At 69.4% G+C, this 16,086-nt stretch carries 8 protein-coding genes; 1 reads left to right on the top strand and 7 read right to left on the bottom strand.

Going from position 1 to position 16,086, the window contains the following annotated elements; all coding sequences use genetic code 11:
• From AX744_RS21270 to AX744_RS11845, 6 genes are all read right to left on the bottom strand, one after another.
• Positions 1–606: RDD family protein (locus AX744_RS21270; RefSeq protein ID WP_197429224.1), on the bottom strand; the 606-nt coding region annotated here is incomplete at its 3' end.
• Complete coding sequence (locus AX744_RS11865; RefSeq protein WP_061017083.1) at positions 603–2,999, bottom strand: transglutaminase family protein; 2,397 nt, start codon at positions 2,997–2,999, stop codon at positions 603–605. The genes AX744_RS11865 and AX744_RS21270, both read right to left, overlap by 4 nt.
• Positions 2,996–4,258 (bottom strand): DUF58 domain-containing protein, encoded by a 1,263-nt coding sequence (locus AX744_RS11860; protein WP_061017081.1) that lies wholly within the window; start codon positions 4,256–4,258, stop codon positions 2,996–2,998. The genes AX744_RS11865 and AX744_RS11860 overlap by 4 nt, the downstream gene beginning before the upstream one ends.
• Complete coding sequence (locus AX744_RS11855; protein WP_061017080.1) at positions 4,258–5,229, bottom strand: AAA family ATPase; 972 nt, start codon at positions 5,227–5,229, stop codon at positions 4,258–4,260. Before AX744_RS11855 ends, AX744_RS11860 begins: the two co-directional genes overlap by 1 nt.
• Positions 5,230–5,272: 43 nt before the next feature.
• Positions 5,273–11,338: an Ig-like domain-containing protein gene (locus AX744_RS11850; RefSeq protein ID WP_197429223.1), complete on the bottom strand. Its 6,066-nt coding sequence runs from the start codon at positions 11,336–11,338 to the stop codon at positions 5,273–5,275.
• 203 nt (positions 11,339–11,541) lie between these two features.
• Complete coding sequence (locus AX744_RS11845; protein ID WP_061017076.1) at positions 11,542–14,382, bottom strand: metallophosphoesterase; 2,841 nt, start codon at positions 14,380–14,382, stop codon at positions 11,542–11,544.
• A gap of 198 nt (positions 14,383–14,580) precedes the next feature.
• Between AX744_RS11845 and AX744_RS11840 the strand changes: the two genes are divergently transcribed.
• On the top strand, positions 14,581–15,327 hold the full coding sequence (locus tag AX744_RS11840; protein ID WP_046746635.1) for a GntR family transcriptional regulator: 747 nt from the start codon (positions 14,581–14,583) through the stop codon (positions 15,325–15,327).
• An 18-nt stretch (positions 15,328–15,345) separates the two neighbouring features.
• Here AX744_RS11840 and AX744_RS11835 read toward each other — a convergent pair whose 3' ends face one another.
• The gene (locus AX744_RS11835) at positions 15,346–15,915 is read right to left on the bottom strand and encodes a DNA-3-methyladenine glycosylase I (RefSeq protein ID WP_046746634.1); all 570 of its coding nucleotides are present in this window, start codon (positions 15,913–15,915) and stop codon (positions 15,346–15,348) included.
• Positions 15,916–16,086: the final 171 nt, after the last annotated feature.

Below are 16,086 nucleotides of genomic sequence, written 5' to 3'. Positions count from 1 at the left end.
CGCCGGAGCCGGAACCGGCGCGGGACCCGGAGTCGGGGTCGGAGCCGAGGCAGGAGGCGGCTGCGGGAGTCCGGGGATCGCCGGTGCGGGCGTCGGGGCCGCGGCCCCGGATCCGGTCGAGGCGGGGACCGCGGTCGTCGCGGTGGCGGGTGCAGGCACGCGCGCGTCCACCATGAGGGAGCCGGCCACCTTGTCGTGCCACCCCTGGTACCGACCGGAGCCGTCGAACAGCGGCGTGAAGTAGCCCACGACGATGGCGGCGGCGAGGCCGAAGATGACGTTGCGCAGCAGCGTCCGTCCGAAGCCGAGGCCGCTCCCGTCCGTCGCCGAGACCAGCCGAAGGCCCTGGGCGCGCATGCCGATCGAGCCGGTGCCCGCCTGCATCACGGTGTAGACGACGAACCAGCCGAGAAGGATCAGGCTCACGACCGGACCCCCGATCAGCAGGACTCCGACACTGCCCTCGAGGCTGCCGGTGAGCGAGGCGCCGACCAGGAGTCCGCCGCCGAGCACGATCGCGAGGCCCCCGGCGATCAGGGCGTCGATGAGGTAGGCGACGGCGCGACGGGAGACCGGCGCGATCTGGTCGGTCGCGGGCTGCGTCATGAGGTCTCGCTCTCGGAGGACGGGGGCGTCGTGCTGTTCTTGATGGTGCCAGGTTCACGGCGGACGCGCACGGCCGCCGCTTCCTTCAGATTCTGGAATCCGTTCGAGATGGCCGTGCCGCCGACCAGGGAGCGGATGCTCAGTCGCGCCTGAAGACGCTTCCAGAAGCCGGCTTCCTTGCCGAGGCCGCCCACGATGTCATCGACCTCGTGCCAGAAGGAATCGACGTCCTCCTGGCTCGGCTCGGCGGGACCGAACACATCGGCATCGGCCCGCTCGGCGAGGGCGGTGACCTGCGGAACCGTCAACGAAGACGCCACGACCACCGCCTCCTCGATCCGCGTGCCGCCGGGAGGGATGCGCGCGCCGTAGTCCACGGCACGGTCGGTGAGCTCGTCCCATCCCCCGCTGATGCGGTCGGCGGTGCGTGCGGCCGCGCGTCGGGAACGACGCTTCGCCGCCTTCCACGCACCGATCACGATGAACGGCGATGCCAGGAGTGCGATCACTCCGAGGGAGATGCCACCGATCACGAGGATCGCGCCGATGATGCCCGCGATGTTGAGACTCTCGTCCTCGCCCTCGCGGTCGTCGGGCAGCGTGGGCGGCAGGTCGACGGGCTCCTGCGGCGGAGGCGGGGGCTGCAGCACCTGCGGCTTCGGGTCGACGCGCGGCTTGGTGTTCTGATCGTTCGGCACCTGGTCTTCGGGAGGGGTGGGGTTGAAGGCGATCCACCCGAGCCCCTCGAAGTTGACCTCGACCCAGGCATGCACGTCGTCGCCGGTGGCAGCGAACGTGGCTTCTCCCGCGTTCTCCTCGTCGGGGTAGTAGCCCATGACCACACGAGCGGGGATGTCGACCTGTCCGGCGAGCAGGGCCATCGCCACGGCGTACTGCTCGTCGTCGCCGATCATCTGTTCGCCGCCGACGAGGGTCGAGATGCGCTCGGCGGTGTGTCCAGCCCGGGAGATGACCTCCCCCTCGAGCCCGTGGCTGAAGAAGCCCTCCTTCGCCAGGAAGTTCTCGAGGGCGCGCACCCGCTCGATGGGCGTCTCCGCGCCGACCACCGTCTCGGCGGCGAGGGCTGTGAGCTCCTCCGGCACGTTGCTCGGCTTGGGCATCGAGACCTTGCCGAACGGCACCTCGGCGAGCTGCTCGTCGTCGGGAATGTTCGGCATCACGGCGTCCACCGTGTACTCGTCGCCCTTCGTCAGCTTCGTGGTGGAGACGGCCGTGCCCGTCTCGGTGTTCACGTAGGTGCCGCGGCGCAGCTGCTCGGCGTCATCGCCGGAGAACCTGATCTCGGACAGCTCGCCCGCGGTCGGCATCCACACACCGCGATAGGCACCGATCTCGACGTTGAGCGTCACCGGGACGCCCTCGGCATCCGGCGACATGTTCGAGCGCAGCGGGCTGAAGGCGCTCGACGAGGTGGGTCCGCCGTCGGTGACGTTGTAGACCATGCCGTCGAACTGATCCATGACGGCCGTGCGGATCCGCGCGCCCTTGGGCAGTCCCTGCACCGTGAAGAGCGTCTCGTCCGCCTCATCGCGCACGTTCTTGCGGAACGCCTGCAGGGGGCTCGGGTAGTCCCGGATGTCGAACGGCGGGATGATCACGTCGCGGAACACGTGCCGCGGCTGCGCCGGGTTCGCGACCGCGCTCGTGGCCACCCCCGCACCACCGGCGATCGCCAGCACGGCCACGCCCGCGAGCAGACGACGCGTGCGCATGTGCGAGGCCCTGGAGGGGTCGACCTCGCTGACGGAGATCGCCGTGTTCTGTGGCGCCCACAGCTGGCGAAGCGCGAGCCAGGACATGCTCACGACCGCGAACACGAGTCCCTGCACCAGCGGGAACGCGGGTTCAGGGGTGCCGAGGGCGATCACGAGCATGAGCAGCACGCCGGCCGGGATCAGCGCCCAGGCCACCTGTGACAGGCGCAGCGCGAGCGACGCGGTCACCGTCGTGAACACGAGCGCCAGGAGGAAGGGGACCACGAGGTGACCGTCCGCCGCGGCGACGGGCGCCACCGTGGTGAGCATCTGCTTCCACGCGGTGACCGTCCCGAGCGCGAGCTTCTGCAGCGTCTCCAGCGTCGGGATGAAGCCGAGGATCGAGGTCTGCGGCAGGGCGAACGCGCCGCCGAACACGAAGTAGGCGGCGACCGTGAGGCCCGCGATGATCAGGATGCCCCAACGGCGCCAGGTCGTGACCGCCGCGATCGCGAGGCCGAGCACGACGCCGCCGACCACGGCGGGGAGGAAGGACGGACCGGCGAACGTCGGCCAGAAGCCGACCAGTGCGGTGACCACCAGGAGAGCGGAGGCACCGAGATCGAGGATCCAGCGACGCACGGGAAGACCGGCGAACGCGGCGGAGGATGCGGTCATGCGAGCACCTTCTGCAGGGCGAGGGGGATCTGCTCCAGCGCACCGACCGTCACGACGTCGGCATCGCCGATGCGGCGCAGGGCCGGAGCGGAGGCGGTGGTGTCGGCGACGACCACGAGCACGCGGGCGCCGAACGGAAGACGCGCACAGGCGAGACGGAGGTCGTCGGGCTTGACCCGCGCCCCGCACACGAGCACCACGACGCTCGCGAGCGGCATCGTCGCCGACACCACTCCGGCGAGCTCGGCGATGCCGCCCTCCTTGGGCTTGCTGTTCTCGACGGCCGGGAGGGAATCGAGCAGCTGCTTGCCCGTGCCTGCCGGCAGTTCGCGCCCCTGCACTCGCATGTCGACGCGCTGCGAGTCGCGGAGAGCACGCAGGCCGATCGACCCTGCGGCCGAGACTCCCAGCTCGAAGTCGTCGGGGGTGGCGTAGTCGGCGAGGGAGCGCGACAGACCGATCACGAAGTGCGAGCGCCGGGTCTCCTCGTACTGCCGGACCATCATGGTGCCGGTGCGGGCCGTCGAGCGCCAGTGCACGTGGCGGAGGTCGTCGCCCGGCTGGTACTCGAGCAGGGCGTGGAACGACACGTCGTCGCGGGACAGGTCGGCGGCGGGAAGACCCTCGAGGTCACGCAGGTATCCGAGGGACTGGCCGTCGAACAGCACCGTGCGCGGGTGCACGAAGAGGTCGACGGGGTCGTCGCGACGGTGCGCCCGCTCGAACAGGCCGAGGGGGTCGCCGCGCACGACGCTCACAGGGCCCACCTTGACCACACCGCGCTTCTGGGTCGGGATCGCGAAGAGCTCCTCCGCCTCCTCCCCCGGCGCGAGCCGCTGGATGCCGAACTCGCCGCGCCCCGAACCGACGGGGAGCACCACGCGCGACGGCAGGATGGCCCTGCTGCCGCGGTTCGCGAGGGTCAGGGCCCCGACCGCGCGCTCTCCCACGACGACGCGGGTGCGGGCGAGGTCGAGGGCGACGTCGTAGGCGGTGCGTCCGATCAGGAACAGCGCGCACAGCGCGACGGCGATCGCGATGACGACCGCGGCGATCGTGAACTCCGACCACCCGGCGATCTGCCCGAGCACCCAGAAGCCGACGGCGAGCGCCATCAGCACCCAGGCCAGCGGACGGATGGCGGAGGTGATCTTGCGGAGGCGCGTCAGGGCGCGCGCACCGAGGACGGCCGCGATGTCACGCCATCCGGCGTCGCGCTCCGTCTGCGGCGTCGACGCCGGAAGGGCCTCCGCGGTCATCAGGCCGCCGCTCGGGCCTGGGGGGCCGCAACGGCGTCGAGCACGCGGGCGATGACCGTGTCGCTGCTGGTGCCGGCGAACTCGGCCTCGGCGTCGAGCAGCAGACGGTGCTGCCACACCGGGCGGGCGAGCACCTTGATGTCGTCCGGGAGCACGAAGTGGCGTCCCTGAGCCGCGGCCCAGACCTTGGCGATGCGGATCATCGCGATCGCACCGCGCACCGAGACGCCGAGGCGGATGGCGCCGTCTTCGCGAGTCGCCTCGGCGAGCTCTGCCACGTAGCGGAGCACGGCGGGCTCGACGTGCACCGTCGCCGCGAGGTCGGCCATGTCGGCGACGGCGCTGGTCGTGATGATCGCGGACAGACCTGCAGACGGGTTGCGGTCGGAGGCGCCGGCGAGGATGCTCTCGGTCACCGCGAGGTCGGGGTATCCGATCGAGGTCTTGATCAGGAAGCGGTCGAGCTGCGCCTCGGGCAGCTTGTAGGTTCCCGCCTGCTCGATGGGGTTCTGCGTGGCGATCACGAGGAACGGGCGCCCGGCCTCGTGGGTGACACCGTCGACCGTCACGCGCGACTCCTCCATGACCTCGAGCAGCGCCGACTGGGTCTTCGGCGAGGCACGGTTGATCTCGTCGGCGAGCACGATCGACGCGAAGATCGGGCCCTTGTGGAACTCGAAGCGGTGCGACTGCTGGTCGTAGATCGTCACACCCGTCACGTCGGACGGCAGCAGGTCGGGGGTGAACTGGATGCGCGTGCTGGTGCCCTGCACGGTCGCGGCCAGCGCCTTGGCCAGGCTGGTCTTGCCCGTGCCCGGTGCGTCTTCGAGGAGCACATGGCCCTCGGCGAGCATCGAGGCCAGCACGAGACCGACGATCTCCTGCTTGCCCTGCACGGCCTTGTCGATGTTCTCGACGAGGCGCTGGAAGGTGCCCTGGAACCAGGCGGCCTGCTCGGGGGTCATTGTCATGAGTGTGTCGTTCCTTGTTGTTGTGAGGAGGTGTCGCGCGGCATCACTGCCAGACCCTGTGTTCGTATTCCTTGCCGTCCATCACGACCCAGGCCTCGATCGTCCCGCGGCGCATGCCGAGGTAGCAGCCCAGCTGCTGATCGATGTTGCCGTTGCCGTCGGTCGTGACCGTCCGTCCGCCGAAAGTGCCGTCGTAGGGCGGCGGGGCGCTGCTGGAGCACTGCACCCACATACTGGAGTTCGCCGGGAACCCTCGCCCCGTGAGGTAGAAGTACGCGCACGTGCCGTCGTTGCAGTTCGGCTGTCCGTTCGCGTTTCCAGTCGAGGTGACCCAGGCACGCGGATCGGGCTTGCGCCCGGATGTCTCCTCCGCCGAGCGGGTGATCTGCTGCCCGGCCTGGTCGGTGACCTCGACGTCGATCGTGTGACGCTGGCTGTAGCCCTCGCCGACCGTCCGGCTGCCGCTGGCGCCGACGTTCTGCCACCCGCCGCCGTCGATGCGGATGCGGACGGTCTTGATAGACCGGCCGTTCGCTGCGGGCCCCGCATCCCAGTTGAACGTGACGCTCGTGGCATTCTGCGATGCGGTGACCGCAGGCTGCTTCAGCGGACCGTAGGGGTTGCCGGACATCTGGTTCGAGGCGTCGCTCGCATAGGTCTGACCCTCGACCGTCGAGACGGCACGGACCCGCACGTTGTAGTTCGTGCCGTTCGAGAGGCCGGTGATGACGTTGTTGCCCGGCATCGCCGCCCAGTTGCCCCCGATGGAGTACTGGTACTGCACCTCGTTCGACCTCGCACCGTTGAGCGCACCGGGAGACCAGGTGAGCGTGAGCGACCGATCGCCTTCGGCGACGTTCGACAGCGAGGGCGCACCCGGCTTGTTCACACCGCGACGCGGTGCCGACATCGGGCTCCATTCACCCCAGTCCGCCTTGTTGTGCGCGCGGATGCGGTACGTATACGGCGTCTCCGAGGTCGGGACCTTCACCGCCTGCGACCTGGCGTCGGCTCCCGGCGTGATGGTGTTCCGCAGCGTGCCGCCCTCCCACACCTGCAGCTGGAACGAGTCGATCGGGTCGCCGTTCGCGTTCCCCGGCACCCAGTTCACCTGCATCTGCGCCTCGGTGCCCACGCCCTGCAGCTGTGTGACGGTCGGCGCGGCGGCGGGCATCGGCGGCCCCGCGGGCACCTCGGAGGCCGACCAGCCGCTCCAGCTCGACGGCTCGGGCGCCCGGTTGTGGGCCTGCACGCGCACCTGGTAGATGCCGCCGTTCTCGAGGCCCTCCCAGGTCATCGAGTTCCCGGTGGCCTGCTTCTGCGAGACCCCGGACGGCGGAGCCGGCGAGATCTCCAGCGTGTAGCTCTCCACCGGAGAGCCGGGAGTGGTCGGGGTGGCCCACGCGACCTTGAGCGACTTGTCGCCGAAGGTCAGCGTCGGCGGGGTCGGGGTGTCGGGACGAGCGTCCGGACGGGCGACCGCCGACGTGCCGGACGGCTTCGACTCGCCGACCCGGTTGGTCGCGGTCACCTGGAAGGTGTACTCCACGTTGTTGGTGAGGCCGTCGAGCGTGCACGTCGTCGAGCGGCATTCCTTCGAGTACGGGCTGCCGCCGACCGACTTCACCGTGTACTTGGTGATCTCGGCGCCGTTGTTCGACGGTGCGCCGTAGGAGACCACGACGGTGCGGTCCTGCACGCTCGACACCAGCGGGGTGCCCGGTGCCTCCGGCACGCCCTGGACGGTCACGACGATCTGGCCGTTGGCCTCGCGGTCGGGGTCCTTCGTCGCATCCTGGATGCGGTAGCGCACGACCATGGTCCCGACGAAGCTGGGGTCGGGAGTGACGACGACCTGATCGCCCTTCACGGCCGCGCCGCCGGAGCCCGACTCCGTGGCAGCCGTCATCAGCTTGAGCGGCGTCTCCGGGAACGGGTTGTAGTCGTTCGCGAGCACAGGCACCGTGATGCTCTTGCCCTGATCCGCTTCCGAGATCGTGTCGGTGTTGGCTGCGGGCAGCGGGCGGGTCGAGGCGCCGACGCGCACGGTCACGGTGCCTTCGACGGCTTCCGTCGTCCCGTCGGTGATCTCCAGCTTCAGGGAGGACACCGTGCCCTTCTCGACGTCGGATGAGGCCTCGACGAGCAGCTTCGAGCCGTCGATCTTGGCGGTGATGCCCTTGCCCGCGCCGCTGACGTACTTGTACCTGTGCTTGCCCTCGTCCTCCGGATCGGGGTCGGTCGTGAGGGCGGCCAGGTCGAGCGTCGATGCCTTCTCGCCCGGAGCGACGATGACCTCTGCGCCCGTGAACACCGGCTGCTGGTTCTCCGGGGGCAGCACGTTGATCGGGATGCTCAGCGTCGCCGTGCGGCCCTCGGGGTCGTCCGGCCCCATGCCGTCTGTGACCTCGAACGTGAGCGAGTCCTGCCCGAAGTAGCCCTCGGCCGAGGTGTACACCAGGGTGGTCTCGTCCTTCACGAGGTCGTCGCCGTTGGCGTACACGGCGTTCACCTTGGCATGCTCGGTGATCCGCGCGGTCCCCCCGCCGGCGACGGTGACGAACTTCGAGAGCGGGATCTCCCTGGTCTCGCCGCTCATGACCTCGAGCGGCTTGGTCGAATCCAGGATCGGCCGCAGGTCGGACTCGGCCGGCACGAAGATGAACGCGGATGCGGCCAGATCGTCCTGATCGGTGATCGTGTAGCGGATGAGCTGCAGCTGCTCGGTGACGGTGACCCGCACCTTGCCGTTCTCCAGCTGGGTCGCGCCTTCTCCGAGCACGAGCTTCAGGCGATCGGTGGTGCCGTCCGGGTCCTCGTCGTTCTTGAGGATGTCGAGGTCGGCACTCATCGTGCCGTCGGTGAGGTCGGTCGGCCGCACACGGTCGTCACGCGCGACGGGCGCCTGCAGCGGGACGTTCTCGTCGACGGTGATCTGCAGCGCCGCGGTCGCCTCGGCGCCCCTCGCGTCGCGGATCGTGTACTGCAGCGACGTCTCGAGCTCGCGGTTCGGCGCCTGCACCAGCACCCGATCACCCGAGACGCGGGCCGTGATGCCCGTCTCGGTCGGAACTTCGAGGCCGTCCTTCACGAGGATGATCTTGTCGCCCTCGGGGTCGGAGTCGTTCAGCATCACCGGCACCGAGATCTCGCGACCCGGCCGCACGACCACGGCATCCTTCACCGCGAACGGTCTCTGATTGATCTGCTCGCCCGGTGCGATGCCCACCCGGATGGTGGCGATGCCCTCCTTGCCGAGCCGGTCGCGCACGCGGTAGCGGAACACGTCGACACCGGAGGAGCCGTCGAATGCCTCGTACGTGAAGTAGTTCTGCGCCGTCTCGGTGATGCGCCCCTTCTGCGGGCTGGAGGCGATGTCGATCAGCTCGACCGAGTCGCCGTCGGCGTCGATGCCGTCGAGAGGGACGGCGATGTTCGCGGTCGACCCGGCGAGCACGCGGGCCACCAGGTCCTGCGGGCGCGGGGCGGCGTTCGTCTCCTCATCGACCGGAAGGATCTGGATCGTGACGTAGCCGGCGTCCTTCTGCTGGCGCGAGTCGACCGCCTCGTAGGTGAGGTACACGGTCTTCGCGACGGGTCCGGCCTTGAACCGGATCGTGTCCTGCGAGACGAACGCCTCACCGTCTTCCGGGTCGACCAGCGGCTCGACCAGCTCGGGAACGACGTGCATGACGTCGTCGTTCGGGTGCGTGTCGTTGTCGAGCACAGGGATGGTGACGACATCGCCCGCACGCACGATCGCCGTGTCGTCGTTCACGACGGGTTGCAGGAGCTTGTCCGGCGCGGGGATCGGGATGACCACCACCTCGCCCTCCGCCGACTTGGAGCCGTTGGAGATGCGGTACTTGATGCGAGCCTGGTCGGTGAGCGAGCCCTGATCGGTGATGCGAAGCGTCTCGTGGTTGATGACCGACACGGAGATGCCCGAGTCGTCGTCGATCGAGACGGACTGCACCACCAGGATGCCGCCGGCGGGGTCGACGTCGTTCGCGAGCACGCCGATGAGCACATCGCCGCCCGTCGGCAGCAGCGCCACGTCGCGCACGGCGACCGGAGGGAGATCCGTCTCGCTCGCCTCGAGCACGTCGACGCGCACGATCCCCTCGCCGTTCTCGGGGCCGGCGGTCGCCAGGTACAGCACGTAGTAGGTGCCGGGAGCATCAGCGGTGAAGGAGAAGGTCTTGTTCGGCCCGTCCGTGACGATGGTCGCGCCGGGAACCTCGTTCACGCGGCCGAGTCGCAGCAGCTCGCGCCCCGAACTGGTGTCGTTGGCCAGCGGTGCCACGGTGACCTGCTCGCCGACGCGGGTCACGACGTGATCGGCGTTGGTCTTGGGCTTGGTCGAGCCCTCCGGTCGGACATCGAGGGTCACCGTCGTGGTGGCGCTCTCCCCGTATCCGTCGGCGACGGTGACCTGCACGTCCTTGCGTCCCTGCTGGCTCGCGGTCGCCTTGTACGTGATCTGGCCGTCGGTGCTGAAGTCGACCTCGTCGCCCGGCGCGGGGACGACCTCCTTGAGGTAGACATCGTCGCCCTCGGGGTCGATCCAGTCCGGGAGGATGTTGTACGAGATCGTTCCGCCGGTCTCCACGGTGAGACTGGTGTGCCGTTTCGGCACCGGAGCGGTGTTCACGCTCTTGTCGTAGACGGTCAGCGTGACCGCTGCCGTGTCCTTCCCGCCGCGACCGTCATCGGCCTCATAGGTGAAGGTGGTCGACCCTGTCGCGTCCTCGTCGACCGCGATCTGCAGGGATCCGCCGTTCTGCACCTGCTGGATCGTGCCGAGAGCGGGCTGGGCCTCGGCGAGGGTCGCGACCAGGACGTCGCCATCCGGATCGTTGTCGTTGTCGAGCACGGGGAGCATCGTCGTCACGCCGGGGCGCACACCGAACGTGTCGTCCTCGGCGATCGGAGGAGTGTTCTCCTCCTTGCGCTCGGGGAGCGTGGTCTCGACGGTCTCCTCGGTCGAGTCGTCCTCGTTCTCGGTCTCGCCCTCCGGCGGGGTGAGGTCGTTCCAGTTGTCGACGCGCTGCAGGCTCTCGTTCGCCAGCCAGGCCGCTCCGCCCACCGCGTCGTTGAGGATGATGACGTCGCGGTTGACGCGGAACACGAGGCTCTTCGAATCCTCGGCGCCGTCGACGTTCGCGTTGACGTCGTTCGCCGACCCCGGGCATTCCCGGATGAACGTGGCCGTTCCTGCCCATGCGCCGTAGGTGCAGCCGCGCAGCCACACCGGCGCCGCCGGCACGCCGTTTCCACCCGCCTCGACCTCTGTCGGCTCGCCGCCGTCGAGGGGAACGCTCACCAGTGCGTTCGCCGTCGAGACCGCCACCGCGTCGGTGTTCTCGGAGGCCTGCTGCAGAACGGCCTTGTCCGCGCCGGGGATCTCGGTGCGGACGCCGCCCGGGGAGGTCACGACGCCGGCAGCGCGATCCAGCACGACCGGGGTGCGACCCACGGCGGTGATCGCCGGCTTCGCCGACGCGTCGAGTTCGCCGACCGAAGCGGCGGAGGCGTCGAGCGCCTCCCCCTCGTTGTCGACGGGGACGGTGACCACCTCGCCGCGCTCCGGGGCGAGTCCGAAGACGGTGCCGTCCTTGGCCACGGCGACATCGGCGCCAGCGCCCAACTCGGCCACCGGCTCGTTGACCTCGGCCTCGAAGGACGCGACGCCCTGCGCCGGCACGACCCAGAGCTCGCCGGTCTTCTGATCGAGGATCGCAGCCGTGCGGTTGCCCAGCGCGACCTTCGCGGAGGAGGGGACCTTCGCAGAGTCGCCGAGCGAGACGCGTGCAGGATCGACGGCGGTCAGCGTGGACGCGTTCTCATCGACGACCAGGATGTTGTTCGTGTCCTGCAGGATGTCGTAGTTCTCACCCGTGGTGCGCAGTCCGCCGTCGAGCACCGTCGACTCGTGGTTGAAGTGCCCCACGAGAAGGCTCGACGTCTTGGTGATCCAGACGCCGCCGTCGTTCAGATCGACCTTGGTGGTCGGGAACCCCTCATAGGTGAAGGCCATCGTGGTGATGGCGATCACGCCCACGGTGACACCGGCCGCTGACGCCAGCGTCTTCGGTCGTGCGCGCATCCATGACAACGCCTTCATACCCGGTTCCCCCCCAGGGTGACACTCTCTGTTCTCCTCGATCGCGACCCGACGGGCCCACGAAGCACCCGTTCATCCTAACTGCGTCCTGGAATACCGCTCGATGGGGAGTTTTGCCCATCGAGCGGGGCGACGTCGAGAAGACCTCGAAGCCGCCCCGCCCATGGAGCATGAGGGCGCGTGCGTCAGCTGCGACCTCGACGCCGTCGGAGGACGAGCGCGCCACCGAGGCTCAGAAGCAGCAGAGCGCCGCCGACGAGGTACCAACCGGGTGCACCGCCCGTCGTGGCGAGCTCACCGCCCGTGGACGACGCATCCGCTCCGCCACTGGATCCCGAGCTGGGGGCTGTGCCCGTCCCCGTTCCCGGTGCGACGCCGCCGGAGCCGTCACCCGCGCGGGTGACCGTGATCGGCGCGGTCGCCTCGGTCCCGTCGGGGAGGATCACCGCCAGTGTGTGCGCACCGGCCGGCGTCTTCGCGGGGATCGTGACAGCGGTGCGGAACGACCCGTCGGCATCGGCGGTCGCGACACCCACCCGCACCGGTGTGGAACGCAGCTCGATCGCGAGCTCCGCAGCCTCGGGGAATCCGGTCCCGGAGATCGTGACCCGGCCACCGGCCGCGACCGTCTGCGTGCTCAGCGCCACGGCCGGGTCTACGGGATCGACCGGGTCCACCGGGTCCACCGGATCCACGGGGGCGTCGGTGGGACGCGGGATGTCGACGTGCTTGATCTCCGTCGCTCCGGCCGTCGAGAAGGAGTACACCGTGACACGCACGCGGTCGTCGTACAGCGCGGCGCGCAGCCCGACGGGGTCGGCACCGCCGACGGCCTTCTCCTCCCAGTCCCCGCTCGGCCCGTACATCGTGGTGACGGCTCCGGTGTTCACGACCGTGGGGCCGCTGGCGCGCGTCGGATCCGGCCGCAGCTCTGTACTCCAGTCGTTCAACGTCGGCGACCAGTGCGTGTGGCTGTTGAACATGATGACGTTCGGGTTCTGTGCGAGCAGGGCGGCGAACCGGGCCTCCTCCTGCCCGAAGTCGTTCTCGTAGAACCGCGCGTACGATCCGGAGACCGAGTACGGCAGCAGGTGGTGCGAGAAGAGCAGCACCGGCTGGTCCTGGGCGCGCCAGTGGGCGAGCCGATCACGCAGCCAGGTGAACTGCTCCTCGCTGAAGTCGACGAACGGGCCTGCGCCGGTCTTCGCCGTGTAGTCGTAGAACTCGCTGCCGATCCAGATCAGGGGAAGCTGACCGTCCACGAGCACCTCACCCCACAGCCCACCCTGGCCACCGATGTCGCGCATCCCCGTCGAATCGAGGAAGCGCTCCCGGTACACCGCTGATCCCTCGCTGCCGTAGTACTCGTGGTTGCCGATCGTCGAGACGACCGTGCCGTACTCGCCGCCGCCACCCGCCGCGAGCGCCGACAGATAGGAGGTGTAGTTCGCGGTCGATCCGTTGCTGACCAGGTCGCCGTTGGACACGAGCACGTCCGCCGTCTGCGCCATCGCGCGGAACCCGGGCAGCACGTTCTGGCTCAGTCGCGTCGTCGCCCCCTGCACGTCGCTGAAGATGTCGACCACGGTGTTGGCCTCGACTCCTTCGGCGAGTGCCGCGAGCGGGCGCACCACCTGCACGTCGTCGAGCATCCACGATCCCGCGGCGCCGGGGGCCTCGAAGACGAACCGCAGGGTCATCGCGGATGCGCCCGCCGGCACCGTGACCGGCAGCCGGAGCTGCGCTGACTCCTCGTCGGCATCGGAGAGCTCGCGCAGCACGGTCTCCGTTCCCTCGTCGAACACCGCCGTCACGGTGCCATGTTGGGTTCCGCCCCGCTTGCGGTAGTGGCTGTCGAGGCGCACCTCCAGCGCATCCCCCGCCTTCACGGCGATCGGAGAGGAGGCGAGGCTGCCGGCGAATGCCCCGCTCGTCGCCTCCGCCACGGCGATCCGCCCCGAAGCGCGGGTGAACGCGTGTCGGCGATCGGTGCCGTACTGGGCGATCACGCTGTCGAGGTTCGACAGCGTCCACGCCCCCTCGCTCGTCCAGCTGTCCGTCTCGAAGCCGTCGAACCAGAGCAGGTGCCCGGTGGTCGAGGTGTCCGGGTCATCGGCGGCGAGCACGGTGATCACGAGCGGGGTCGACACGATGCCGGCGCCACCGAGAGACAGCGTCACCGATCCGGGCGCGAGGTCAGCGGGCAGCGCGACCGAGAACGACGTCTCCCCCGCGGCGTCTGCGACCGGGATGCCGGGAACCGCCGCCCCGGCATCGCCGAACGACGCCGTCAGCTGCTGGCCGGGGCGCAGTCCGCCGACCTTCACCGGAACCGTCGCACCTGCTGTGGCGACGGGCTTCGCGGCGGAGAGGATGCGCGGTGCTGCGTCGGCCGGCGGGGCTTCGCTGATCTGCACGTCGTCGATCATCCAGAACCAGTTGTTGCTGCTCTCGGCGTACGACCAGCCCACCGTGACGGCATCGGTCCCCGCCGGCACCGGGATCGAGACGTCCACCTGCTCGTCGAGACGGTTCCGGGCGAACGACTCGACCACCACCGGCGCTGCGTCGTCGAAGCGAGCGACGAGCTGCGCGGTCTGCGGCGACTGCCCCTGCTTGTAGTGGCTGTCGAAGCGCACCCGCACCGCCCCGTCCTGACTCTGCAGGTCGACGGCGGGTGCCCACAGCACGGAGCTGAAGCGCCCGTCCGTCGGCCGGTTGGCGTCGGAGTGCACGACCGCGGTGACACCGTCCGCACGTGTGAAGGAGCCGCGATCGCCGCTGTTCCCCCAGGTCGACACGACCTCGGCCGAGGTGTGGAACGACCAGCCCTGCCAGTCCGCCCGCGTACCGGTCACGTTGGTGTTGTCGATCGACCATCCGGCAGGGGGCTGCGAGGCCGTCGCGTCGGTGAAGCCTTCGGTCAGCGGTGGGGCTGCAGCGAAGGCGGGCGTCGCCGCCGCGCCGACGAGCAGCGTGAGGGCGCACGTCACGGCGATGGCGCCGATTCCGCGTCTGGTTCTCATGTCTCTTCCTAGGGGTTGGTCGACCGCTCATGTCGGCCGAGGCAGGGGGATTCCGTCCCTTCCGAGCATGAGGAGCGGAAGTAGTCATGACAACTTTTTCTACGGAAATTCCCCGATTGTTCACCGATGTGCGTCAGAGTGAACATGTCGCGGTCGCCGCGGGGATGAGAAGTCACGACAACAGGAGCACGAACGAGAATGCCCAGACCTCTGCACGAGCAGCTCTACGAGCGGATGCTCGATCGCATCAGAAGCGGCGAATGGCCGGAGGGCGAACGTGTGCCGAGCGAGCACTCCCTGATCGCCGAGTTCGGGACCTCTCGTGGACCGATCAGGCAGGCGCTCGCGACGCTGCGAGCGGAAGGCGCTGTCGACGGCGGGAGAGGCGCGCCGCCTCGGGTGCGGCGAATCGTGCCCACGCAGTCGTTCCAGACCTTCGTCTCGTTCACGGACTGGGCGCGTTCGATCGGACGACGCCCCGGCCAACGCGTGCTCGAGGCCGCACGCCGACCCGCCTCGGAAGCGATCGCCGATGACCTCGGAATCGAGACGGGCGCCGCGATCGTGGAGATCGTACGGCTGCGACTGCTCGACGACGAACCGGCGATGCTCGAACGCTCGGCGTTCCCTCTCCCCGTCGGCAGACTGCTGCTCGCCGCCGACCTCGACGCGGGGAGCATCTACCAGGCGATGCAGGAGCATGGCCTGGCGCCCGTTCGCGCACGTCATGTCTTCGACGCGGTACCGGCGGACGAGATCGATGCGGCGGCACTGGCGGTGTCCGTGTCCACACCGCTGCTGCGCGTACGACGAACGGGATGGGCGGCCGACGGTTCCCTCGTCGAGGTGGCGGACGACCGCTACCTGCCGACGATGGCCACCTTCGCCGTCGAGAACACCTCCGACGCGCGCTCAGCGCTCACCCGGGAGGCTGCCGGGCACTGAGCGCCGACGGAGCCGACATCACGCTCTCCAGCACCCCGCGATGTGGTCGTCGACCATCCCACCCGACTGCATCAGGGCGTACATGGTGGTCGGCCCGACGAAACGGAACCCGCGACGGCGCAGTTCTTTGCTCAGAGCGGTCGATTCCGGTGTGACGGCCGGGACGTCGGCGAACGATGCCGGGCGCTCACCGGAGACCGCAGGAGCGAACGACCACATCAGCTCGTCGAACTCGCCATCGGCCATGCCACGGACGATGCGGGCGTTGCCGATCGTGGCCTCGATCTTCGCGCGGTTGCGGATGATGCCGGCATCGCCCATCAGACGTTCGACGTCGGACTCGTCGAACTCCGAGACGATCTCGGGCACGAACCCCTCGAACACCTCGCGGAACCGCGGACGCTTGCGCAGGATCGTGATCCAGGAGAGCCCGGCCTGGAACCCCTCCAGCGCCATCTTCTCGAACAGCGCGCGGTCGCCGTGCAACGGCGTGCCCCACTCCTCGTCATGGTAGCGGCGGTACTCGTCGTCGTCGCCCACCCAGGCGCAGCGGTCGCGGGCGTCGGGGCCCGTGAGAAGAGAGGTCATGCGCTCAGGCTATCCGCGGCGACCGACACCGGATGCCCTCGCGCCTCGCGGCTGCGAACGGCGAACGCTCAGGCGAAGGTGGCGGCGTCGATCACGAACCGGTACCGCACGTCGGAGGCCAGCACGCGCTCGTAGGCGGTGTTGATGTCGGAGGCGGGGATCACCTCGATC

The organism is Microbacterium sp. CCH5-D1 (assembly GCF_001557335.1).
GTDB lineage: Bacteria > Actinomycetota > Actinomycetes > Actinomycetales > Microbacteriaceae > Microbacterium > Microbacterium oxydans.
This window is presented reverse-complemented; position numbering and strand designations above follow the sequence as displayed.

What these genes read in the sequence shown, in the direction of transcription:
- AX744_RS11840 (WP_046746635.1), top strand. Translation starts at nt 14,581, where the DNA reads ATGCCCAGACCTCTGCACGAGCAGCTCTACGAGCGGATGCTCGATCGC.
- AX744_RS11845 (WP_061017076.1), bottom strand. Translation starts at nt 14,382, where the DNA reads ATGAGAACCAGACGCGGAATCGGCGCCATCGCCGTGACGTGCGCCCTC.
- AX744_RS11835 (WP_046746634.1), bottom strand. Translation starts at nt 15,915, where the DNA reads ATGACCTCTCTTCTCACGGGCCCCGACGCCCGCGACCGCTGCGCCTGG.
- AX744_RS11865 (WP_061017083.1), bottom strand. Translation starts at nt 2,999, where the DNA reads ATGACCGCATCCTCCGCCGCGTTCGCCGGTCTTCCCGTGCGTCGCTGG.
- AX744_RS11850 (WP_197429223.1), bottom strand. Translation starts at nt 11,338, where the DNA reads ATGCGCGCACGACCGAAGACGCTGGCGTCAGCGGCCGGTGTCACCGTG.
- AX744_RS11855 (WP_061017080.1), bottom strand. Translation starts at nt 5,229, where the DNA reads ATGACAATGACCCCCGAGCAGGCCGCCTGGTTCCAGGGCACCTTCCAG.
- AX744_RS11860 (WP_061017081.1), bottom strand. Translation starts at nt 4,258, where the DNA reads ATGACCGCGGAGGCCCTTCCGGCGTCGACGCCGCAGACGGAGCGCGAC.